The 23205-nt window shown below is 54.8% G+C and carries 22 protein-coding genes; 10 read left to right on the top strand and 12 right to left on the bottom strand.

Annotated features, from left to right (window positions below):
* Positions 1–173 precede the first annotated feature (173 nt).
* The 9 genes from ACAM29_RS16940 to pilM are packed head-to-tail and all read right to left on the bottom strand — an operon-like array spanning position 174 to position 8285.
* Positions 174–1700 carry an SPOR domain-containing protein gene (locus tag ACAM29_RS16940; RefSeq protein WP_369624828.1) on the bottom strand — a complete coding sequence of 509 codons (1527 nt, stop codon included), beginning with the start codon at positions 1698–1700 and terminating at the stop codon, positions 174–176.
* Positions 1701–1714: 14 nt separating this feature from the next.
* Positions 1715–2806 carry a 3-dehydroquinate synthase gene (aroB, locus tag ACAM29_RS16935; RefSeq protein ID WP_369624827.1) on the bottom strand — a complete coding sequence of 364 codons (1092 nt, stop codon included), beginning with the start codon at positions 2804–2806 and terminating at the stop codon, positions 1715–1717.
* Positions 2807–2833: 27 nt separating this feature from the next.
* Positions 2834–3358 (bottom strand): shikimate kinase AroK, encoded by a 525-nt coding sequence (gene aroK / locus ACAM29_RS16930; protein ID WP_277987731.1) that lies wholly within the window; start codon positions 3356–3358, stop codon positions 2834–2836.
* Between the two features lie 18 nt (positions 3359–3376).
* Entirely contained in the window at positions 3377–4045 is a 669-nt protein-coding gene (locus tag ACAM29_RS16925; RefSeq protein WP_369624826.1) for a hypothetical protein, read from the bottom strand.
* A 30-nt stretch (positions 4046–4075) separates the two neighbouring features.
* A complete protein-coding gene (locus ACAM29_RS16920) occupies positions 4076–5503 on the bottom strand; it encodes an AMIN domain-containing protein (protein WP_369624825.1) in 1428 nt (475 codons plus the stop codon).
* Between the two features lie 5 nt (positions 5504–5508).
* Positions 5509–6066, bottom strand: coding sequence for a pilus assembly protein PilP (locus tag ACAM29_RS16915; protein WP_369624824.1), 558 nt, complete (start codon positions 6064–6066; stop codon positions 5509–5511).
* Positions 6050–6658 (bottom strand): type 4a pilus biogenesis protein PilO, encoded by a 609-nt coding sequence (locus tag ACAM29_RS16910; protein ID WP_369624823.1) that lies wholly within the window; start codon positions 6656–6658, stop codon positions 6050–6052. The genes ACAM29_RS16915 and ACAM29_RS16910 overlap by 17 nt, the downstream gene beginning before the upstream one ends.
* Positions 6655–7206 carry a PilN domain-containing protein gene (locus ACAM29_RS16905; RefSeq protein ID WP_091827235.1) on the bottom strand — a complete coding sequence of 184 codons (552 nt, stop codon included), beginning with the start codon at positions 7204–7206 and terminating at the stop codon, positions 6655–6657. The genes ACAM29_RS16910 and ACAM29_RS16905 overlap by 4 nt, the downstream gene beginning before the upstream one ends.
* Positions 7207–7223: 17 nt before the next feature.
* The gene (gene pilM, locus ACAM29_RS16900) at positions 7224–8285 is read right to left on the bottom strand and encodes a type IV pilus assembly protein PilM (RefSeq protein WP_369624822.1); all 1062 of its coding nucleotides are present in this window, start codon (positions 8283–8285) and stop codon (positions 7224–7226) included.
* Between the two features lie 157 nt (positions 8286–8442).
* Here pilM and ACAM29_RS16895 point away from each other — a divergent pair, with 157 nt between their 5' ends.
* A complete protein-coding gene (locus tag ACAM29_RS16895; protein ID WP_369624821.1) occupies positions 8443–10893 on the top strand; it encodes a penicillin-binding protein 1A in 2451 nt (816 codons plus the stop codon).
* Positions 10894–10963: 70 nt separating this feature from the next.
* Here ACAM29_RS16895 and ACAM29_RS16890 read toward each other — a convergent pair whose 3' ends face one another.
* The 3 genes from ACAM29_RS16890 to rpmE form a co-directional block, all read right to left on the bottom strand.
* The gene (locus ACAM29_RS16890; RefSeq protein WP_354408360.1) at positions 10964–12226 is read right to left on the bottom strand and encodes a malic enzyme-like NAD(P)-binding protein; all 1263 of its coding nucleotides are present in this window, start codon (positions 12224–12226) and stop codon (positions 10964–10966) included.
* A gap of 99 nt (positions 12227–12325) precedes the next feature.
* The gene (locus ACAM29_RS16885; RefSeq protein ID WP_369624820.1) at positions 12326–13129 is read right to left on the bottom strand and encodes a thermonuclease family protein; all 804 of its coding nucleotides are present in this window, start codon (positions 13127–13129) and stop codon (positions 12326–12328) included.
* Positions 13113–13328 (bottom strand): 50S ribosomal protein L31, encoded by a 216-nt coding sequence (gene rpmE, locus ACAM29_RS16880; RefSeq protein WP_091827249.1) that lies wholly within the window; start codon positions 13326–13328, stop codon positions 13113–13115. The genes ACAM29_RS16885 and rpmE overlap by 17 nt, the downstream gene beginning before the upstream one ends.
* Positions 13329–13584: 256 nt before the next feature.
* Between rpmE and ACAM29_RS16875 the strand changes: the two genes are divergently transcribed.
* The 9 genes from ACAM29_RS16875 (at position 13585) to ACAM29_RS16835 (ending at position 23205) form a co-directional block, all read left to right on the top strand.
* A complete protein-coding gene (locus ACAM29_RS16875) occupies positions 13585–15783 on the top strand; it encodes a primosomal protein N' (RefSeq protein ID WP_369624819.1) in 2199 nt (732 codons plus the stop codon).
* An 81-nt stretch (positions 15784–15864) separates the two neighbouring features.
* Positions 15865–17622 carry an arginine--tRNA ligase gene (argS, locus tag ACAM29_RS16870; RefSeq protein ID WP_369624818.1) on the top strand — a complete coding sequence of 586 codons (1758 nt, stop codon included), beginning with the start codon at positions 15865–15867 and terminating at the stop codon, positions 17620–17622.
* 2 nt (positions 17623–17624) lie between these two features.
* Positions 17625–18254: an SPOR domain-containing protein gene (locus ACAM29_RS16865; protein WP_091827228.1), complete on the top strand. Its 630-nt coding sequence runs from the start codon at positions 17625–17627 to the stop codon at positions 18252–18254.
* 77 nt (positions 18255–18331) lie between these two features.
* Positions 18332–18871: an ATP-dependent protease subunit HslV gene (gene hslV, locus ACAM29_RS16860; protein ID WP_091827227.1), complete on the top strand. Its 540-nt coding sequence runs from the start codon at positions 18332–18334 to the stop codon at positions 18869–18871.
* Positions 18872–18873: 2 nt separating this feature from the next.
* Entirely contained in the window at positions 18874–20211 is a 1338-nt protein-coding gene (gene hslU / locus ACAM29_RS16855) for an ATP-dependent protease ATPase subunit HslU (protein ID WP_369624817.1), read from the top strand.
* Between the two features lie 58 nt (positions 20212–20269).
* Positions 20270–20650 (top strand): DUF971 domain-containing protein, encoded by a 381-nt coding sequence (locus ACAM29_RS16850; RefSeq protein ID WP_354408342.1) that lies wholly within the window; start codon positions 20270–20272, stop codon positions 20648–20650.
* A gap of 79 nt (positions 20651–20729) precedes the next feature.
* Positions 20730–21488: a bifunctional demethylmenaquinone methyltransferase/2-methoxy-6-polyprenyl-1,4-benzoquinol methylase UbiE gene (ubiE, locus tag ACAM29_RS16845; protein ID WP_091827224.1), complete on the top strand. Its 759-nt coding sequence runs from the start codon at positions 20730–20732 to the stop codon at positions 21486–21488.
* 14 nt (positions 21489–21502) lie between these two features.
* On the top strand, positions 21503–22129 hold the full coding sequence (locus ACAM29_RS16840; RefSeq protein WP_369624816.1) for an SCP2 domain-containing protein: 627 nt from the start codon (positions 21503–21505) through the stop codon (positions 22127–22129).
* A 32-nt stretch (positions 22130–22161) separates the two neighbouring features.
* Positions 22162–23205, top strand: a complete 1044-nt coding sequence (locus ACAM29_RS16835) for an acyltransferase family protein (RefSeq protein ID WP_369624815.1) — start codon at positions 22162–22164, stop codon at positions 23203–23205.

The raw sequence follows: 23205 nt of genomic DNA, 5'->3' as shown, positions 1-23205 counted from the left end.
TGATCAAATTGTGGGCAAAAAGGGGAAGCAATTCTACCTATGGAAGAGGCCGGACTCAAGAGAATTGTTGCTAATATTGCACCATGATGGTGCAATAAAGCAAAAATAGTTGCATTACATGCCCCGAATTGGTGCGCCCATAATCCGGGCAGGGATACAACCCTGTTGCAGAATTATTTTTTGCGGATGTCCGCTTTCACTCCAGCAATCGAGCGCGCCCAGGGACGGAGTTTACGCAGGGATTCCGGCAAGCTGGCCACCGCGTTGGTTGCCGCCGCTCGGTCAGCATACTGACCATATACAACTACATGCCAGGGAGCACCCTTGAAAACCGTCTGGAAATAATAGAACCGCTGCGGCTGTTCCTGTGCCTGAATAAAGTCTCTGACACTGGTTTCAGCACGTGCACCCATGACTTGAAGTGTATAGCCCTGCTCCGGCCAACCGAGCAACTCCTCTTCTCTCAACCACTGCTTGGCCGCACCACCTGTTTCAGCCACGATTTGTGGTTTTGGCTCTGGCTTGGGTTCTGGTTTTGGCTCTGGCTTGGGTTCTGGTTTTGGCTCTGGCTTGGGTTCTGGCTTGGGATCTGGCTTGGGATCTGGCTTGGGTTTCGGTTTTGGATCTGGCTTGGGTTCCGGTTTTGGCTCTGGCCTGGGCTCCGTCAGAGCCGGGGGCTCGGATACAGCCGATCCATCCGAGACAACACTTACATCAGCTCCACCTTGTTCTGCATCGATTGCCGCAACTTGGCTTTCAGGGCCAACTGCTGTAACTGATTCAGTGTTTTCTGATGCTCGATCCGGCGCAGCGGGTGACGGGTACTCCTGAGCATTCTCAAGGCGCGGCTGAGGCTCCGGCCTTACAGGCAGGGGAAGCGTAATTCTCTCCGCCACCACTGGAGTACTATCCTCATCAGGAAGGTACTGCCAGACAGCGACACCAAACACCAGTAGAAGCACCAGAATGGCCGCACTGATATGCTTGGGAGGCAGAGGTAGCCGGTTGCTGCCTGGAGACTTCAAACGGCCGCTACGCAGCAGCTCAATTACCTGCTCACGCAACCGCCCCGGGTATCCCTGCGAGCGCTCAATCAGCGCTGCAAACTGTCGCTTCCCCAGATCAATGCCGTCAGGTAACAGGGACTCGACAAAATCGGCCGACTCATCCGGGGTGAACGGTTCAAGCCTTTCCACATGCAGGTGGCTTTCCAGCTGTTCAGCCAACCCGAGCCCGCGAAAGCGTTCTTCAAACTCTGCAGTACCGGTCAGCAGAACCCGCGGCGGAACCCCTTTTTCAAAGGTAGCAAAGTTCACCAGCAGCTCAAGTGCGTTATTGGTCAGAAAATCGGCATCGTCTATCAACAAGATCAACGCCAAACCATCTTCACGCAGTTGACGCGCCAACACATGCATCTGTTTCAGGCGCTGTCGATTATCAGCTGCAGATTCAAAGTCAAGAGCACCCGTCAACTGTTGCAGCAGACTGGTCACATCAGTTGTTTCATCAAGCTGTAGCCTGACGGCACGCCCCAAAGTCCTGTTATCATCAGGCACAAGCTGTTCAAGCAAGGCCGATTTACCAACACCGTTTTCACCAATGATTAACATGACAAAATCGGAGAAGCGCACCAAGTGTTGCAGCTTATCCCTCTGCTGCAGGCGAGATTCCGGTTCGTAGTAATGGGTCGGGATACTCATGACGTCCTGTCCTGTTATCCGATCCGCCCCAGTGACTGGCCACAGATCAGAGTTTGTTCAAGTTTATTCGCAGCAAAGTCAGCCGTTACGACACCCTGTCCAAGTTGCTGCAACAGAACAAGACGCAAGTTTCCATCGATCACCTTTTTGTCCACCGCCATCAGCTCTATAAATCGCTCACAGCTCATCGTTTCGGGTGGTGCGACAGGCAACCCTGCCGCTGTCAGAAGGCGTTCGATACGGGCAAGCTCTGCTTCGCCTATCCAACCCTCGCGAGCTGAAAGGTTGGCGGCCATCAGCATCCCGGCCCCTACCGCTTCACCGTGTAACCAGTTACCGTACCCTTGATCGGTTTCGATGGCATGGCCGAAGGTGTGGCCAAGATTCAGCAGCGCCCTGATACCTGACTCTCGCTCATCCTGCGCTACAATCTCGGCCTTGATTTCACATGAGCGATAGATGGCATACGCGAGCGCTTCAGGATCACGTGCTCGCAGCGCTGGCATGGCGGACTCCAACCAATCGAGAAATTTGGCATCATGAATCAAACCGTACTTGATCACTTCCGCCAGACCGGCAGATAGTTCACGCTCCGGTAGACTGCCGAGTACATTTGTCGCCGCCAACACAGCCTGAGGCTGATGAAAAGCTCCGATCATGTTTTTGCCAAGTGGATGATTTACGCCTGTCTTGCCACCAACAGACGAGTCGACCTGCGACAGCAATGTCGTAGGCACCTGGATAAAATTCACGCCTCGCTGGTAACTTGCCGCCGCAAAACCGGTCATGTCACCCACAACACCACCGCCCAACGCAACCAGCGTAGTTGTTCGGTTATGCCGTTTTTCGAGCAACGCATCAAAGATCAGATTGACATGCTGCAGATCCTTGTATGCTTCACCATCCGGCAGAATTACGCTATCCACCTGTTTACCCGGAAACTGCTGCAATAACGCGTCAAGATACAGCGGAGCAACAGTCTCATTGCTGACCACCATCACCTGGCGGCCTTTGACATACGGTAGCAGCAGGTTTTGCTGCAATAGACCCTGGCCGATAAAAATGGGATAACTGCGGACGCCAAGATCGACCGTCAATGTCTGCATGAGAACAGTCTCCGGAAACAGAGTGAATCAGATTTTTTTCAGCGGCTGCTGTCGCTTCAGGAAACGAATAATATCATTTACTACGCCACGTGGGTGACGTCGGTCAGTACGAATCAACAGATCGCAGCAGTCCCTGTAAAGCGGGTCACGCTGCTCAATCAGTTGCTCCAGCACGGCTCTCGGGTTTTCTGTCTGCAAAAGAGGACGATTTCGGTCTTTTGCAGTACGCTCCAGTTGCTGCTCAATTGATGTCTGCAAGTAAACGACAGTACCTCTGCTTTGCAGGTTCCGTCGGTTAGCCTCACGCAAGACAGCACCACCACCGGTTGCCAGAATGATGTCATCTAACTGGGTCAGTTCATCAATGGCAGTTTCTTCACGTTGACGAAAGCCCTCTTCGCCTTCGACATCGAAAATCCACGGGATATTGGTTCCGGAGCGCGTCTCTATTTCACGGTCAGAATCGTGAAATTCCAGCCCAAGCTCTTGAGAAAGCAAACGCCCTATGGTGCTTTTGCCAGCACCCATAGGGCCAATAAGGAAAACGTTCAAATTTTTACAGCTCTGTTCTTATCGTCTGGTGAGAGACTCACGAATCATATTTGGTGTGATAAAGATAAGCAACTCACGTTTTTCTGCATCATTTGAGCGACTGCGGAACAACCCGCCAACCACAGGCAAATCACCAAGCAAAGGAGTTTTGGATGTATTGTTACGTGTTTCAGTCTCCAATATTCCACCCAACACAAGTGTTTCGCCGTCGCCAACAACCACTGTTGTCGATAGCTCTTGCTTGTTGATTATAATATTTTCAAAGAGAGTCCCACCCAACGAATCCTTGTTAATCAGTATCTCCAGAGAGATTTTGTCTCCTGGTATTATTTGCGGCGTCACTTCAAGCTTCAGCACAACATCTTTATATTCGATTGAGACAGTTCCATCCTCAATTTTCTGAATTGGAATCTCTTGCCCCGCCTGGATAATGGCTTTTTTGCCATTTGTCGTCATCACTTTAGGTTGCGACAGAATATCCACTTTATTATCAGTTTGAAGTGCGGACAACTCTGCCGACAACAGTAGTGAATTATTGATAAAGCCAAATGCGATTGATGACTGTGGTGTTACCCCCATATCAACCATCAAATTGCCTGGAATTCTATCTGATGTATCCACATAAGGAGTTGATGGAGCATTGGGAGAACCACTAATCTTGAGTTCATGGTTATCACCACCAGTCAAAACCCCGGCACCCCAACGTATGCCAAGCTCCTAGGTATCCTTAACTTCTGCAGTAACAAGTCGCGCCTGTACCATGATCTGCTCGACTTCAACATCAAAGCGTTTGATGGTATCTCTTATTTCACGTACCTGCTTTGCTGTCTCACGTACCATAAGAGTGTTTGTTTCATCATCTGCCATGACAAAACCGCGTTCTGACAAAAGCTTGGCTTCAATGACGCGTTCTTTTATGTCAGAAGCTTTGCGGTAGTCAATTTGAATGAAATCGGTTACCAGTGGTGCAAGCTCCTGCTCTTGCTGCTGGCTTTGCATCTCAACTGTTTCTCGAGCAGCTATCTCATCAACAGTTCCTACCAACAAAACATTTCCCGCTTCGCGCTTATCCAGCCCTTTGGTTTTAAGGACAATATCTAAGGCCTGATCCCAAGGGACATTTTTTAGTCGCAAGGTAATTGTACCTTGTACATTATCACTGACCACAAGATTTTTATCAGCCACTTCCGCTATGATCTGCAATACAGTACGTATTTCTACATTCTGGAAGTTCAGGTCGATCTTCTCCCCCGTGTACGGGAACAGATCACGCTGATTCTCCTGTTCCTGGCGTGTTAAAGGCTTGAAGTCCAATACCAACTGATTACCACTTTGGTAAGCCATATAGTCATAAGGCTCGGCTGAAGGTTTAATCAGAATAGTGGCATTTTCACCTCGCACCATCGAGTCTATAAAAAGAACCGGTGTAGCAAAGTCTTGAACATCCAAACGTTGCTCCAATGCATTGGAAAGCCCCGCCCCCAATAGATTTACAACGACGTTATTTCCTTCTTCAACAATATCGAGACCCGCCTGAGAGTCACTCAAATCAATTGTTACTCTTCCCCGATCACCCTCAAGGCGGTGAAAGTCGATTCCACGCACTCGCGTACGGTCATCTTCTGTGGCAGGCATCCTTGGCCCTTGCTGAGGGACTCCAGCAGAAGTATCAGACGCAGAGATCTGACCAACTACACTGTCGGCAGGCTGACCACCAATCTCAATAAACAGGCTGTTATTTTCACTATACGTTTTGTAACCGGCTGAGCCGGTAAGACTCGTAACAATCCGAAGACGACCGCCAGACTCGGCAAAGTGTAAACTATCTACATCGCCGGACTTAACTGAAAGCGTTTTGGTATCCATGCCATTTTGAGCACCCCATAAATCCATCACGAGACGTGGAGGGTTTTCAATCATGTAGGCCTTTGGCACAGGAGGCGCAACATCGAAGTCAAGCCTTACTTCAATTTTACTGCCGGGCAAAGAGACAAAAGAGGCATCCTTAAGCGCGGCGCCCTGGGCCAAAGCTGTGCGGCCAACAAGAACCAGTACAAGCACACTCAACAGGAGCCAGATACGGGTCTGGAATCCGGATAGCATCCGGTCGGTTTCGGTCCGTCTATATGTATTCACGGTCTGCATCCTTATCAATCCTGCACTTCAAGACTCAGTGTACGGGGACGCTTCATCCACCCCCCACGCCCATTAGAGATAATTTCCACCAAATCCAGCTTTCGCTCACTCACGGAAACTATTTGCCCATAATCATTGCCCAAGTAATCACCGACGCTCACCTGGTGGACTTCAGCATTTGGATCCTTGATCAAGGCCCAAATACCCGTATCGCCTGTATGTGTGATGGTTCCTACCATGTCCAGCACATCCAAAGAGAATGTTTCAAGATACTCTCTGTCTCGTTCCATATCAGGCTTCAGTGCATCCTGATCTTCATACTCAATGTCATTAGCACTGATTTGAGCAAGAGGCTTGAAAGGGTCTCTCAAACTACTGCCTTCATACACAAAGCTTTCATAAGCCTTGAACTCAGGCAACGGCTCAATGCGCCCGCTGGGCTTTCCTTTTTGTTCTTCAGTGTACTGCTTAAGGTCATCAGTCCCTTCAACCCATACACACCCGGAGGCAAGCACAACCAGCAATAACGGACAGAAACGCGCCATTTTAAGCACTTCAGTTCTTATCATCATAACGGTATGTCTTCGCACTAATTTCCATGCTCAAAGAGCCAGTATCTTCCATGGGGCTCAACGTAAAATCATGCAGGGTGACAATACGTTTGATTGCTGCAACCCCGCTGACGAACTCAGCCATCTGGTGGTAATTACCCTGAACGATCACTTTGATGGGTAGTTCAACGTAAAACTGCTCACGCTTCTCGGGCTGAAGCTCTATTAAATCAAACCTCAAACCAGCCAACTCCCCAATCTCAGTGATATCTTCAAGCAAGCCTGGCACTTCTTTTTGTGTTGGGAGCTGCCTAAGAAGCTCCGCAAATCTTCCCTCAACATCGGCCATTTGCTTTCGTAACGCCTCAAGACTGGCAACCTGGAAAGCCTTTGTTCGATATTCATCCTTCAGACTAAGCTCTTTTGCCTGCAAGCTTTCAACTTCCGCATGCTTATCCTTCAAAATGAAGTAGTAGCCGGCAAACATGACAATTAACACAGGTAAAAAATACGCAAGAACCTTAACCCCAATAGGCCAGTTACCCGCCTTTTTGAAATCAACATCGTTGGGATCAAAGCCTTCAAAAGCCGATTTGATCATATCAAAGCTCACCTGCCTGCCTCCTCTGCATTAGGACGGGTCATAGCAGCCTTCATATCAAACCTCATGGTGCCTTCCAGGTTATCAACCTTACTAAGATCCGGTTCCTTGAACCATATTGATTGGTCAAGACTACGCATCAAATCGGAAACATTGCTGTTATCCTTGGCTTCCCCCTTGATGTTGATTGTTTCGCCAGCTCTGGATAGAGATGAATAGTGGATATCATCAGGCAGCACACGGACAAGCTCATCAAAACTGCGCACGATAACAGGCCGGTTACCTTGAAGCTGTTGAATGACATTCAACCGCTCCAAAAGCCTCTCTCGTTTTGCCCTTAGCTGCTGGATTTCCTTTATTTTCTGATCAAGGACAGCAATTTCCGAGCTCATATAGGCATTACGAGCCTCTTGGCGACTGATCTGCATGTCATAGTATTGAGCAGAGGCAACCAACATAAGAACGCCAAGCAACCCAGATCCAACCAGGTTACCAATGAAATTTTTCTGCAACCTCTCATTGCGCTCTTCGCGCCAAGGTCTCAGATTGATCTTCGCCATACAAAGTCCCTATGTTGCTAAACGTCGAAGCTTCTCAGAGCCAAGCCACACGCCTTGAAGAGCCTAGGCGCGTCTTTCTCCAAACGCAAAGGATTAACTTTGGAAACGATCCCCATTTGTTCAAAGGGATTAGCAACCCTCGTTGGCAAACCGGTTTCCTGCTCAACAGCCTCGGCAAGCGACTCAATACGTGAAGTCCCTCCCGCCAAATACAGCTTGCCGATCTGGCCGGCTCTTGCCCCAGAGGAATAGAAAAACTGCAAGGCTCTGGATACCTGCTGCGCCACTGTAGACTTGAACGGCTCAATGAGAGATTCCTTGGATTCCTGATCCAACTCATCAGTAGCCAAGAGCCTTTCAACCTCGGTAAGACCAAGACCTTTTACTTGATGTATCAGGTTAACCAAATCATTGCCACCAAACGCTTGCTCGCGGTTATAGATAATCCTGTCGCCGCGAAACACGTTGAGCGTAAGAGTTGCCGCTCCGATATCAATAACACCCGTAATCTGGCCATCAGTAGGGGTCGACTCCAGAAATGGCAGGACACGCTCGACTGCATAAGTATCGACATCAACAATTTCGCATGACAAGCCTGCACCGCTGATAGCATCCTCCCTACTGTCAACATCTTTTTTGCGGCACGCCACCAAAAGGACTTCCTGCAGCCCCGGAGAGTTATCTGCATCTCCGATTGCTTCGAAATCCAAAGCGACCTCGTTGAGCGGGTAGGGGATGAACTGATCAGCCTCAACTCTCACCTGATCTTCAAGCTCGAGGCCAGAGAAAGCTTTGCTAACCTCTATTTTCTTTGTAATGACAGCCGAAGCAGGAACAGACGTGACAGCATGACTTAACTTGACGCCACAAAGTTTTACAGCCCTTTCAATGGCGTCTGAAACATCCGCCACCACTTCAACATTCCCATCAACGACAGAAGCTGGGGGCAATGAGACTATCGCATAGCCTTCAATTTGATATGACTGTCCATGTTTCGTGAGTGCGACCAGCTTGACAGAGGAGGACCCAATATCCACCCCAACCCAACCTGCAACCTTTTTTTTGAAGATACTGAGCACGACGTTTTCCTTGTATCAATCAGGTGAAGTCCTGCGAATGCCAACAATGTAGCCTGATTCGGGCACAATTTAAACTGTCCGTTTACTGTAGACCAGCTGGCATACACCTATATAATGACCCAGCTCTATTTTTTTACCGCATTTTTTTAAGGTTAGCATGCGAATTTTAAGCCGGTTGTTCAAATGGATCCTAACTCTGTCTCTGATCGGCGTCTTTCTTGGCGCTGCCACACTGGCTGGAGTCTACTACTATTTCAGTCCGCAATTGCCTGATGTGCAAACTTTACGCGACGTAAAGTTTCAAACGCCGTTGCGCATTTTCTCCGCAGACGACAAGCTGATCGCTGAGTTCGGCGAGAAGAAACGCGTACCTGTCAGCTACGAGCAGATTCCGACCGACTTTGTTCACGCACTCCAGGCGGCTGAAGACGCACGTTTTTTCGAACATTTCGGTATCGACATCAAAGGCCTGAGCCGAGCCGCCTTCCAGCTGGCATCGACAGGCTCCATACAGAGTGGTGGCTCTACCATCACCATGCAGGTGGCGAAAAACTTCTTCCTCACGCGCGAACAGACATTCAAACGAAAGTTTATCGAAATTCTATTGGCCCTGCAGATCGAAACGAAGCTCAGCAAGCAGGAGATCATGGAACTTTATGTAAACCAGATTTATCTGGGACACCGCGCCTACGGCATCGAAGCAGCCGCCAACACCTACTATGGTTCAAGCATCGATCAGCTCAATTTGGCCCAGCTTGCCATGATTGCCGGCCTTCCCAAGGCTCCCTCCGCGTTCAACCCGATCACCAACTCTACTCGTGCAACCACCCGACGTGACTGGATTCTGGGACGAATGCTTGAGCTGGGCTACATTGACAGCACACGACACGCCGAAGCCATCGCCTTTGTGGACAATGCACGCTACCACCGCAGCGATATCGAGCTTGATGCCCCCTATATTGCCGAGATGGTACGCCAGCAACTGTTTGAGCGGTATGGCGAAGCACTGTATACCGATGGCTACCGCGTCTGGACAACGGTGTACAGTCACCAGCAACAGGAAGCGACTGATGCTCTGCGACGGGGACTCCTCGCCTACACCGATCGTCACGGCTACCATGGTGCTGAAGCCAGCCTGGATCTAGACAGCCTCAGCAGTGAAGCTGACCAGCTCAACCAGCTGCGCCAATACCCCACCTTTGCTGGCCTGGAGCCAGCATTGGTCAAGTCCGTGACGAACAACTCCGCTCAACTGCTGCTGGGTAGCGGCGAGCCGGCCGAACTGAAATGGGACGGCATCAAATGGGCGCGCCCTTTCCGCAGCGTACACTGGACCGGGCCGGCTCCCCAAAAGGCAACCGACGTACTTTCGGCAGGCGATATCATCCGCGTGATGCCCGATACCGACGGCACGTTGCGCCTGACCCAAATGCCGCAGGTTCAAGGCGCTCTGGTCGCCCTGAACCCTCAGGATGGCGCCATACGCTCACTGGTTGGCGGCTTCAGCTTCTATCACAACAAGTTCAATCGCGCGACTCAGGCCTACCGCCAGCCAGGCTCCAGCATCAAGCCCTTCTTGTATACCGCTGCGCTTGAGAACGGCTTCACACCCGCCTCCATCATCAATGATGCCCCTATCGTGTTTCACGATGTAAGCCTTGAAGGCAACTGGCGCCCTGAAAATGACAATGGCGAGTTCAACGGCCCCATGCGCCTGCGCGAAGCCCTGTACCGATCACGCAACCTGGTATCGATTCGCATCATGCGCGCACTGGGTATCGAACAGGCCCGTGAATACATGCTCAGGTTCGGCTTCGAGCCCGATAAACTGCCTGCCAACCTCTCACTCTCGCTTGGCAGCGCCAGCGCCACTCCATTGCAGATTGCACGCGGTTATGCTGCCATTGCCAATGGCGGCTATCTGGTAGAGCCCTATCTGATCGATAGAATCGAGAGTGCCGAAGGCGAAGTGCTGGAGCAGGCTAATCCCGTAACGGTATGCCACAACTGTGATGCACCCAACATCGAAACCACAACTGCAACAGCGGTTTTGACCGATACCTCCGAGCCAATGCCTGCTGCAGCATCACAGGGCTCTACAAACGCTCCCACACCTGTTGCACCTCGCGTCATCAGCGAGCGCAATGCATTTCTGATCTACGATGTGATGCGCGACGTAATTACACGTGGCACTGGCACGCGAGCTCGCGTCCTGGAACGCTCAGACCTGGCAGGCAAAACCGGTACTACCAATGAGCAAAAGGACACCTGGTTCAGCGGTTTTAGCCCCGACCTGGTAACAACAGTTTGGGTTGGCTTTGACCAGCCATCTCCTCTTGGGCGAGGCGAGTACGGCAGCAGTACTGCCCTGCCGATTTGGATCGACTATATGGAAGAGGCACTTGCCGGGCTGCCTGACCGCCCTCCCGCGGCGCCCGAAGGCGTTGTACGCATCGCCATAGACCCGGCCAGCGGCCTGCGTGCCTGGCCCGGTCAGGACAATGCCATTGGCGAATACTTCCGCACCGAAGATGTTCCCTCAGAGACAGCCCGCAGCCCTGAGCAGCAGATGCAGGCACCACCGACCGAGGCCATCTTCGGCTATTAGAACAACGCCTGCATTGGACATAAAAAAACCGCCTACTGGCGGTTTTTTTATGTCCGTATTCAATCCGTGATCAGATGTCTTTCACGCTCTGAATCGGGTAGTGCGAGGGCATCGGCAGACGCGCAACACCTGTGTCGACAGCGGCTTGGGCAACCGCATTGGAGATTGCACCCAGCAGACGCGGGTCAGTCGCCTTCGGCAGGATATACTCACGACCGAATTCCATCTCCATAAGGTTGTAGGCATTCAGCACTTCCTGCGGAACCGGCTGCTTGGCCAGATCAGCCAGCGCACGCACGGCTGCCGCTTTCATCTCTTCGTTGATGGCGGTTGCACGAACGTCCAGCGCGCCACGGAAGATGAACGGGAAGCCCAGCACGTTGTTCACCTGGTTCGGGTAGTCGGAGCGACCGGTTGCCATGATCACATCAGAGCGAGTCGCGCGCGCCAGATCCGGCTTGATTTCAGGATCCGGGTTGGCACAGGCGAAGACGATCGGGTTATCCGCCATCTTCAGCAGGTTTTCCGGTGACAACAGGTCCGGACCAGACAGGCCTACAAATACGTCAGCGCCGGTGACGGCATCTTCCAGCGTGCGCTTGTCGGTCTCGGTCGCGAAAGCGGCCTTTTCAGGAGTAAGATCATCACGACCCGAGTGGATAACACCCTTACGGTCGATCATGTAGATATTTTCGACCTTGGCACCCATATTGATCAGCAGCTTCATGCAGGCACTGGCAGCAGCACCGGCACCCAGACACACGATCTGCGCATCCGCCAGTTTTTTGCCGGCCAGCTCCAGTGCGTTGATCATGCCGGCAGCGGTTACGATCGCTGTACCGTGCTGGTCATCATGGAAAACCGGAATCTTGCAGCGCTCGATCAATACGCGTTCGATCTCGAAGCACTCTGGCGCCTTGATGTCTTCAAGGTTGATGCCACCAAAGGTTTCGGCAATGCGCGCAACAGTATCGATGAACGCCTGCGGGCTTTCCGCATCGACTTCGATATCGATGGAGTCAATACCGGCAAAACGCTTGAACAGCAGCGCCTTGCCTTCCATGACCGGCTTAGAGGCCAAAGGTCCCAGATCACCCAGCCCCAGAATGGCGGAACCGTTGGAAATAACAGCAACCAGGTTGCCTTTGGCGGTGTAACGGTAAGCCGCATCAGGGTCCTTCGCGATTTCACGCACAGGCTCGGCCACACCCGGAGAGTAGGCCAGAGAAAGGTCGCGGGAAGTCTCAGCGGAGGTGGTAAGCTCTACACTGATCTTACCCGGACGAGGGAACTCGTGGTAATCGAGGGCGGCTTGTTTAAAATCTTGAGACATGGTTGCTGTTTCCAACTAAGGTTGTAAATAGACGGTCTTGCATCATATATAAAAGCCATATAGACAACAACCGCACTTTAGGCGATGCAAATATAGACTTCAGTTGGCCTGAAGGTGCCGGTCTGCGGTAATTCTGAGCAGCCAGCGCTGCTGGCCATGACTCAGCCGATTTTGCCGCTGCAGGCGATCCTGCACCCAGCCACGGGCTTTGATCCGGTCCCCCACCTGCATTCGCGCATGATCCACCCCAAGCTTTTCCGGCAGAAACAGAGCCAGGTGATCATCCAAATCGATGTAGTAGCCGGTTCGTGTTTGAGTGATTCGGCTGATACGCCCACTAACCAGTGCAAAACCGGGTTTATCAATTTCCATTGCGGTACGAGGCGCGCGCTGCCACACACCTTCAGATGCAACGCGTGCAGGCGTTTCTGCGCTGAAAAGACAATCGGCAAGACGGGTATTGGCACCCACCGCCAAAGCAAAGCCCAGCCCCTGCTGCAGCATTTTTTCTGCTATCAGCTCATCACGCCAATAAAGGTGGGCAAGTAGCCGGCCATAGCGATCCTGACGCTCTGCTCCGGGCAGAAGATAGACCTGCTGACCCTTTACACGCCGCTCCAGCCAACGGCTGGCCTCACGTGCACCGGGCTGATCAGGGCGCCCGTCATGCCCGACCTCAGGGGTATCAATACCGATAAGACGCACTCGCTGCCCTGACTTCAGGCGAACCGTATCCCCGTCGTACACATGCACGACTTCAGCATCAAAACCACCCGGCAGCAGCGGGCATTGCGCCCAAACCGCAGGAGACAACAAAAGCCAAAACGCGGATACAAAAAAGGCACCCGTCTGGAGTGCCTTTTTTGATGTACGCTGGCGCAGTCGATTAAGACTTGAAGCCACGACCACCGAAACGCTTCTTGAAGCGGTCAACACGGCCGCCGGAAGTCGCTTCCTTCTGCTTGCCGGTGTAGAACGGGTGGCACTGGCTGCACACGTCGACCAGCATGTCCTGACCCATGGTAGAGCGGGTGTTCATCACGTTGCCACAAGAGCAGGTGATGGTAACTTCGTTGTATTCCGGATGGATACCAGCTTTCATCTTGAACCTCGATAAAATTGGCGTGCCGCCACCCGGTCGTATTCATTGACGCCAGGCACCGCACATTTAATAGTCAGCACTCCAATACAAGAGCACCGCGATGCTTACAGTTAAGGCGCGAAATTATACGCAGCCCACCCACTGCGAGCAAGCCAATTCGAGCATGCCGTTCAACCATTCCCTGTAACGCTCAAAAGCCCTAGACTCGGGGCCACAGCATTGCCGACCGACACCCTTCACTGACAGGACCAAGATCTTGATCTACCGCGTCGCCATTCCAACACCTCTGCACCGGCTGTTCGACTACCGACAGCCCCTGAATGAGACCCCCGCTCAGCCAGGCTGCCGAGTACGGGTCCCCTTTGGCCGGCGCGAGGCCATCGGCATTCTGGTCTCGATCGAGACCACCAGTGAATTCCCTCTCGACAAGCTCAAGCCGGTCAGCGAGGTTCTGGATCAGACTCCTGTATTCAGTGATGATCTGTTTGCGCTGACACGCTGGGCAGCCAGCTACTATCAACACCCTCTTGGCGATGCGCTGCAACAGGCCCTGCCGGTACTGCTGCGCCAGGGCCAACCTGCACGTTTTGCGCACCAGACACTGTGGCACGCCGCACCTGATGCAACACTGGAGGCCATCACTGCGCGCGCGTTCCGCCAGCGAGAGCTGCTACAACTGCTGCTGGAACATCCCGGAGGCATCAGCGCAGATGCTCTGCGTGCCGAGGGCGGTGATCCGGCACTGCTCAAATCGCTGCAGCAGAAGGGACTCGCACAATCATTTGAACATCACCCGGACCTGCCGCATGCCGACATCACCGACGGGGTTATCCGAGAGGCGCCCCTGACACTGCATGATGAGCAGGCACAGGCGGTTGAGGCCATTCGCGCGGCACAGGGTTTCAGCCCTCTGTTGCTTGAGGGCGTCACCGGATCAGGCAAGACCGAGGTCTATCTGCAGGCGATTCAATCCTGCCTTGAGCGCGGCCAGCAGGCACTGGTACTGGTGCCGGAGATCGGCCTGACGCCACAGACACTGTCCCGTTTCAAGGCACGTTTTCGGGTGCCTGTACTGGCACTGCACTCCGGCATGACCGACCGCCAGCGCCTGGATGCCTGGCTTTGGGCACGCGAAGGCAGCGCCCGCATTCTGATCGGTACGCGTTCAGCCATTTTCACGCCCCTGAGCCGTCCCGGCCTTATCATTGTGGACGAAGAGCATGACAGCTCGTTCAAACAGCAGGACGGCTTTCGCTACCATGCCCGCGACCTGGCGATTTTCCGTGCCAACCAGCTCAAGATCCCCGTTGTACTGGGCAGCGCCACTCCGTCACTGGAAAGTCTGCAGAATGCACGCAGTGGTCGCTATCAGCATCTGCACCTGACCCGTCGCGCCGGCAATGCCAGCCCTCCCGTATTCAAACTGCTGGACATTCGACAGCAGACGCTGGACGCTGGCCTCTCGGCAGCGCTGATCAGCCAGATCCGATCACATCTTGATCAGGGCACCCAGGTGTTGCTGTTCCTGAACCGACGCGGCTTTTCACCGGCGCTGATCTGTCATGACTGTGGCACTCCGGTCGACTGTACCCGCTGCGATGCGCGCATGACCCTGCACCGTCAGCCCCCTCACCTGCATTGCCATCACTGCGATCGTCAGACACCCATTCCACGCTCTTGTGCTCAGTGTGGCAGCAACCAGCTGCGACCCGCCGGCAGCGGCACCGAGAGGGTAGAAGACCGCCTGCAGGTACACTTTCCTGACATCCCCGTATTGCGGGTCGATCGCGACAGCACTCAGCGCAAGCACGCGCTGGAGCGAATCATGCAACAGGTACATCAGGGCGAGCCCTGTATTCTCGTGGGCACCCAGATGCTGGCCAAAGGGCATCATTTCCCCAAGGTAACGCTGGTAGCAGTGCTGGATGCGGATGCGGGTCTGTTCAGCGCGGACTTTCGTGGCATGGAAAAAACCGCCCAGTTAATTCTGCAGGTCGCCGGCCGTGCCGGTCGCGCCGATCACCCCGGTGAAGTAGTACTGCAAACCCTGCATGCAGAGCATCCCATGCTTAATACGTTGGTACACGCCGGCTATGAAGCCTTTGCCAGCGAGGAGTTGCGGCTGCGGCATGCCGGATACCTGCCACCCTTTTCCCATCACGCCCTGATCCGTGCCGAAGCCAACCGACAGGGGCTGGCCGAGAGCTTTCTGATCAGCCTGCGTGAACTTGCTCAACAGCAACAGCTGCTGCCCCAGGGCGTGCAGTGCATCGGCCCTTTTCCCGCGGTAATGGAAAAGCGTGCCGGCCTGTTCCGCGCCCAGATGCTAATGCAAAGCCCGCACCGTCCCGCACTGCAGCATGCGTTGCCACTGCTGACCGGGCTGATGCAGGCACACCCTGAGGCACGCAGGGTACGCTGGAGTATCGACGTTGATCCGATTGACAGCTACTGATTGGCAATTAACCACAGCGAGGCCGTATAATACTCGGTTTATTGCATCATTCTGATCTTCGAATCCAGCCAGAGTACCCCAATGAAAGAACAGATTGCCCAGTTGATCGAAACGGCACTTGCCTCCCTGATAGCTGACGGCACCCTGCCGGCCGATATCGCTCCGAGCATTCAGGTGGAGAACACCCGCGACAAGTCGCACGGTGACTTTGCCAGCAACATCGCCCTGACTCTGGCCAAACCCGCCCGACGCAACCCGCGAGAGCTGGCACAGCAGATCTGTGACGCCCTGCCGACCTCCTCCAATGTCGAAAAAACCGAGATTGCAGGCCCGGGGTTCATCAACTTTTTTGTCAGCCAGGCGTCGATCTTCACCGTTGTGGGTGACATCCTTGCGCAGGGCGACGCGTTCGGTCGTGGCACTCCCGACTCAGGTCCGCGCATGCAGGTGGAGTTTGTATCCGCCAACCCAACCGGCCCGCTGCACGTAGGCCATGGGCGTGGCGCGGCCTACGGTGCCACCGTAGCCGATCTGCTGGAAGCGGCAGGTATCGAGGTTGAGCGCGAATACTATGTCAACGATGCCGGTCGCCAGATGAACATCCTCGCGGTCAGCGTCTGGCTGCGCTATCTGGAACTGAACGATCAGGAACTGACTTTCCCCAGCAACGGCTATCAAGGCTTCTACATCCGCGATATCGCCCATGACCTGTTGAAAGCACATGGCGACCGCTTCAATGTCCCCGTTGCCGAGCTGTTCTTCGACATCGTTGCCGATGAACCTGCCGGTGGCGACAAGGAACTGCATATCGATGCCCTGATCGAGCGCGCCCAGCAGATGCTGGCTGATGACTACGATCGTGTCTTCAACGCCGGTCTTGACGCTATTCTGGGTGATATTCGTGAGGATCTGTCCGAATTCGGTGTTGATTATCAGGTCTGGTTCTCCGAGCGATCTCTGACCCACAGCGGCGATGTTGAGCGTGCACTGGAGCAACTGGAAGCGCGGGGCTATCTGTATGAGCAGGAGGGCAACCTCTGGTTCCGTTCCACTGACTTCGGCGACGACAAGGACCGCGTGGTCAAGCGTGCGAATGGTCAGACCACCTACTTTGCCTCCGACATCGCCTACCACATGAACAAGTTCGAGCGCGGCTTTGACCAGGTGGTCAATATCTGGGGCGCCGATCATCACGGCTACATCACCCGCGTAAAGGCGGCCATTCAGGCGCTGGGCTACGATCCCGAAAAGCTGGTGGTCAAACTGGTGCAATTCGCCATCCTCTACCGTGGCAGCGAGCGCGTACAGATGTCCACCCGCTCCGGTTCCTTCGTCACCCTGCGCGAGCTGCGCAATGAAGTGGGTAACGATGCCTGCCGCTTCTTCTATGTGACCCGCAAGGCCGATCAGCACATGGATTTCGATCTGGAGTTGGCCAAATCCGAGTCCAAGGACAACCCGGTGTACTACATTCAGTACGCTCACGCCCGTGTCTGCTCGGTACTGCGCAAGCTGGAAAGCGAAGGCATGGCCTGGGATCAGGCCGCCGGCCTTGAAGCATTGGAACGGCTGGAGAGTGAAACCGAGAAGGACCTGGTAATGCAGCTGGGCAAGTACCCGGAAACCCTTCAGCACGCCGCACTCAATTTCGAGCCGCATGTGCTGGCCAACTACCTGCGCGACCTGGCAGGTGATTTCCACACCTGGTACAACGGCCACAAGCTGATCATCGATGACACCGAGTTGCGTAACGCCCGCCTGACGCTGAGCGTTGCCGTACGTCAAGTGCTGGCCAACGGCCTGAAGCTGCTGGGTGTATCTGCACCGGAGCAGATGTAAGCATGGCGAAACAGGACTACGGCCAAAAGCGTCGCAGCGGCAGCAGCGCCAGTCGCAAGCCGGCACGCCAGCCAGCACCGCGGCGTGCACCTCCTCCGCCACCACCCCGGCGCCTGCCCTTGGGCCTGACGCTGGTCACTCTGGCGGTGGTAGCCGGGCTGGCTTATCTGCTGTACTTCCTGCTGAATACGCCTCCGGACGCTGCCGCACCGGCAACAGAACCGGCCGCCAAAGCGGTTCAGCCAGTACCTGCCAAACCGGCAGTCAAATCCGAGCCGGTGCCGGTGGTCGAGCCGAAGGAAAGCCGCTTCGAGTTTTACGAGAAGCTGCCCAAGGCAGAAATAGTGGCACCCAAGGTCGAGGCCTACAAGTCAACGCCCAAGGACGCCGTTATGGAGCACCGCTATCTGCTGCAGGCAGGATCCTTTCGCGACCCGGCCGATGCCGAAAGAATGCGGGCACGGCTGATCCTTGAAGGCCTGCCGGGTGTACGTACTGACCGCAGCGAAGGCAGCAACGGTACCTGGTATCGAGTACGCATCGGGCCGTTTGATAACCGTACCGCCATGAACCAGGCCAGCAACCGACTTGGCAAGCTGAGCATCATCCCCATGGAAGTCCGGATCGACTGATCCGGGCTTCCCCCTTGAAATCCGCCCGCATGCATCCATATCTCTTTCAATTATCGGGCTGAAGGATTTTTTCTGTTATGACAACGATAGTATCAGTACGCCGTGGCGATCAGGTTGTGGTCGGCGGTGACGGTCAGGTCTCACTTGGCAATACCGTCATGAAAGGCACTGCACGCAAGGTCAACATGCTGGCCAAGCACAAGGTCATCACCGGCTTTGCCGGGGGCACTGCCGATGCCATCACCCTGCGCGACCTTTTTGAGCAGCAACTGGACAAACACCAGGGCAATATTGTCAACGCCGTAATTCATCTGGCGCGCGAATGGCGCTCCGACCGGGTTCTGCGTAGGCTAGAAGCTCTGATGCTGGTGGCCAATCACGAAAAAACCTACCTGATCTCCGGCAACGGTGACGTGATCGAACCGGAAGACGGCGTCATCGCCATCGGCTCCGGCGGCAACTATGCCCTCGCTGCCGCCCGTGCACTGGTGGACAACACCGATTTGAGTGCCCGTGAAATCGTGGAAAAAAGTCTGCATATTGCAGCCGGCATCTGTGTCTTTACCAATGACAACCTGACCATCGAAACCCTGGCCAACAGCCGCGAGGAGAAGTGAATATGTCCAACATGACCCCGCGCGAGATCGTGCATGAGCTTAACCGCCACATCATCGGTCAGGACGATGCCAAGCGCTCTGTCGCCATCGCGTTGCGCAACCGCTGGCGCCGCATGCAGCTGAATGAAGATCTGCGACCGGAAGTAACGCCAAAAAATATCCTGATGATCGGTCCCACTGGCGTGGGCAAGACTGAAATAGCCCGCCGCCTGGCCAAACTGGCAAACGCTCCGTTCATCAAGGTCGAAGCCACCAAGTTCACCGAAGTGGGCTACGTGGGCCGTGACGTGGAAACCATTGTGCGTGACCTGACCGAGATGGCCGTCAAGATGGTGCGCGAGCAGGCGATGGAACAGGTGCGCTTTCGTGCTGAGGAAGCCGCTGAAGAACGCATTCTGGACGCCCTGCTGCCGCCAGCCCGCCCGACCGGTTTCGGTGACGAACCGCAGCCGAGCAAGACCGACAGCGCCACTCGCCAGGTATTCCGCAAGAAACTGCGTGAAGGCCAGTTGGATGACAAAGAGATCGATGTCGAAGTGGCTCAGCCGCAGGTGGGCGTCGAGATCATGGCACCTCCGGGCATGGAAGAGATGACCAGCCAGCTTCAGAACATGTTTTCCAACCTGGGGCAGGAGCGCAAAAAAAACCGCCGCCTGAAGGTCAAGGAAGCGTTCAAACTGCTCACCGACGAGGAAGCCGCGGCACTGGTCAAGGAAGAAGAGACCAAGCAGAAAGCGGTCGAAATGGTGGAGCAGAACGGTATCGTGTTCCTCGACGAGATCGACAAGGTATGCAAGCGCTCCGACAACGGCAGTGGTGACGTCTCACGCGAAGGGGTACAGCGCGACCTGTTGCCGCTGATCGAGGGCTGCACCGTCAGCACCAAATACGGCATGGTGAAAACCGACCATATTCTGTTTATCGCCTCCGGTGCCTTCCATCTGGCACGCCCGTCCGATCTGATCCCCGAGCTGCAGGGCCGCCTGCCGATTCGCGTCGAGCTGAATGCTCTGACACCCGAAGACTTCCGTCGCATTCTCACCGAACCCAAGGCCTCATTGACCGAGCAGTACAAGGCGCTGCTGGCCACAGAAGGGGTCAGTGTCGATTTCAGCGATGACGGTATCGCCCGCATTGCGGAGCTGGCGTTCCAGGTCAACGAGAAAACCGAGAATATCGGTGCGCGTCGTCTGCACACCATGATGGAACGACTGCTGGATGAGCTGTCCTACATGGCCTCCGACAAGTCGGGTGAAACCGTTCTGATCGATGCCGCGTATGTGGATGAGCAGCTTGGTGAACTCAGCCAGGATGAGGACCTGAGTCACTATATCCTTTGACAACCATCTGTAATGACACGACCGGGGCTGCTGAGCCCCGGTCTGCCGGAGCCCCACCATGATCGTACAGGTTCCCCTCCCCTCCGATATCCGCCTGCACCTGAAGTCACGCACCCTGGAGCTGGTCTATGCCGATGGTACTTTTGAACTCACGGCCGAGTTTTTGCGGGTACACTCACCCTCTGCCGAAGTGCGAGGCCACGGTATCGGCAACGGCGTACTGCAGACCGGCAAAAAGCATGTGGGTATCAAAGGTGTTGAGCCCGCTGGCAACTATGCACTGAAAATCACGTTTGATGACGGTCATGACTCCGGGCTGTACACCTGGGAATATCTGCATGATCTGGCCCATAATCAGGCTGACTACTGGCAGCGCTATCTGGAGCAGCTCAAGGCTGCCGGCGCCTCCCGCGACAACGGCCTGATCGCACGCGGTTAAGTGGCAGCCAGCGGCGTGCGACAAACGCCGATACGCGGAGTAGAATGATCCCATCAGAGTAAACGTCGGACAGAACAGCATGTCAGAGCAGAAAGAGAACAAGACCACTCACTTCGGCTACCAGGATGTACCCGTTGAAGAGAAGGTAAAACGCGTGGCCGATGTATTTCACTCGGTTGCAGGCAAATATGACCTGATGAATGACCTGATGTCCGGCGGTGTTCATCGTCTATGGAAACGCATCACGATCGATCAGAGCGGTGTGCGCCGGGGTCACAAGGTGCTGGACATTGCCGGCGGCACCGGTGATTTGACGCGCAAGTTTGCCCGCATGGTCGGCCATGAGGGCAAGGTTGTACTGGCCGACATCAATGATTCCATGCTGAAGGTGGGCCGCGACAAGCTGCTGAATTCAGGCGTGGGCGGTAATGTGGAATATGTTCAGGCCAACGCCGAATGCCTGCCGTTTGATGACAACACCTTTGATGTCATCACCATCGCCTTTGGTCTGCGCAACGTGACCGATCAGAATGCGGCGATCGCCTCCATGCTTCGGGTCCTCAAACCCGGCGGCAAGCTGATGATTCTGGAGTTTTCCAAAACCAATAACCCGGCTTTTACCAAACTGTATGACTTTTACTCCTTCAACATCCTGCCGCAGATCGGCAAGGTGGTTGCAGGTGATGCCGACAGCTACCGCTACCTGGCCGAATCGATCCGCAAGCATCCAGATCAGGAAACGCTCAAGGGGATGATGGAGCAGGCCGGCTTCGTCAACTGTCGCTACCAGAACATGACCGGCGGCGTGGTCGCGCTGCATACCGGCATCAAACCCTGAGCGGAGGTCTCTGCATGGTAACGGGGATGATCGGTGCAACCCTGCTGACACTGGCAGAAGAAAGTCTCAACCGGATTCTGGCTCAGGACCCGGTCACCCTGCAGCGACTTGCAACCCTGTCTGGCCGCGAAATCGCCGTTCATTGCACCGCTCCCGAATTTCAGCTCTACCTGCTGCCCCATGCACAGGGCATCGACCTGCTGGGGCAAAATGCCACGGCAGCCGATGTTACTCTGCACGGCTCGGCACTTAACCTGATGCGCCTGCCCTCGGCCGGCAATGCGGTTCTGTTCGGGCAGGGCGTTCGTATCGAGGGCGACAGCGGCCTGGCACACACACTGCAGCAGATTCTGGCCGATAGCCAAATCGATTGGGAAGCCTGGCTTGGAAATCTGATCGGCGATACGGCGGCACATCCGCTGGCACAATTGATGCGCAATACCGGTCAGCAGCTGCAGCGCACGGGCTCAGGCTTCATGCACAGCCTGGAAGAGTACCTGCACGAAGAAGCCCGATTGCTGCCCACACGAGTCGAGATCGAAATCGCACAGGACGAGGTTGATGCCCTGCGCGCCGCCACTGACCGACTGGACGCCCGTATCTGCCGACTTGAACGGCTGCGTGCCTCAGCCAAAGACTGACCCGCCTCGATGCCCTTCCCGAGACCCTTTGCATGAACAGGGCAATAGCCGGTAGTGATCGCCTTAGCGCACTGGATGCACTGCGCGGACTCGCTGCATTGGCCGTGGTGCTGTTCCACTACATCTACTGGTATGACCGTCTCTATGAGCATGACTTTACCCCCTGGGCACTGGTTGAAGCCGGTCGCTACGGGGTACATCTGTTCTTCATGCTCAGCGGTTTTGTCATATTCATGACCCTGGAGCGCACCCCGGCCCCACATCTGTTTGCCATGGCTAGGGCCTTTCGCCTGTTGCCGGCACTCTGGGCAGGCATAGCACTTACCTTTGCCAGCGTTCACTGGCTGGGGCCGGCAGACAGAGCCGTGGGCCTCGGCACGGCCCTGCTCAACACCACCCTGCTGCATGAGTATCTGGGCCTTGAACATGTAGACGGCGCCTACTGGAGCCTTGTGATCGAAGCCACCTTTTACGTCTGGATCGCACTGCTGCATTATGGAGTGCGTGACTGGAAGCGTATTCGTCCAGTGTTATGGGGGTGGGTGCTGATCAGCTATGCAGCGGTACTGACATGGAAACAGATACCTGACAGCCTAGCGTTCATCCTCAAGGATTTGCTGTTCACTCGCTACGCTCCGCTGTTCATCAGCGGCATGCTGATCTACCGCTGGTACCGTCATGGCCGCCCAAACCTTGCTGAGCAGGCACTGCTGGCACTGGCGATAGGGCACAGCCTGCTCAGCTACAAGACACCATTCAACCTGGTTGTATTTGCCAGCTACGGCATTTTCATGCTGGCCGTAATTGGGCGGCTGGACTGGCTGTGTCGAGCTCCCCTGCTCTGGCTGGGACGCCTGTCCTACAGCCTGTATCTGGTGCACCAGAACATCGGCTACGGCATTATCTCTGCCGCCTACCGTGCAGGATTGCCCGGCTGGGTGGGAATTATACTGGCCTTGTCCGCGGCCGTTGGCGTTGCCATATTGATCCATCGGCTGATCGAACAACCGGCTCTCAGTTGGTTCAGAGGGCGATTCCGCCCCCATGCAGAAGCGGAAAGCACCGGAAGGGTTTAA

This window comes from Marinobacterium sp. BA1, assembly GCF_041155135.1.
Classification (GTDB): domain Bacteria; phylum Pseudomonadota; class Gammaproteobacteria; order Pseudomonadales; family Balneatricaceae; genus Marinobacterium; species Marinobacterium iners.
This window is presented reverse-complemented; position numbering and strand designations above follow the sequence as displayed.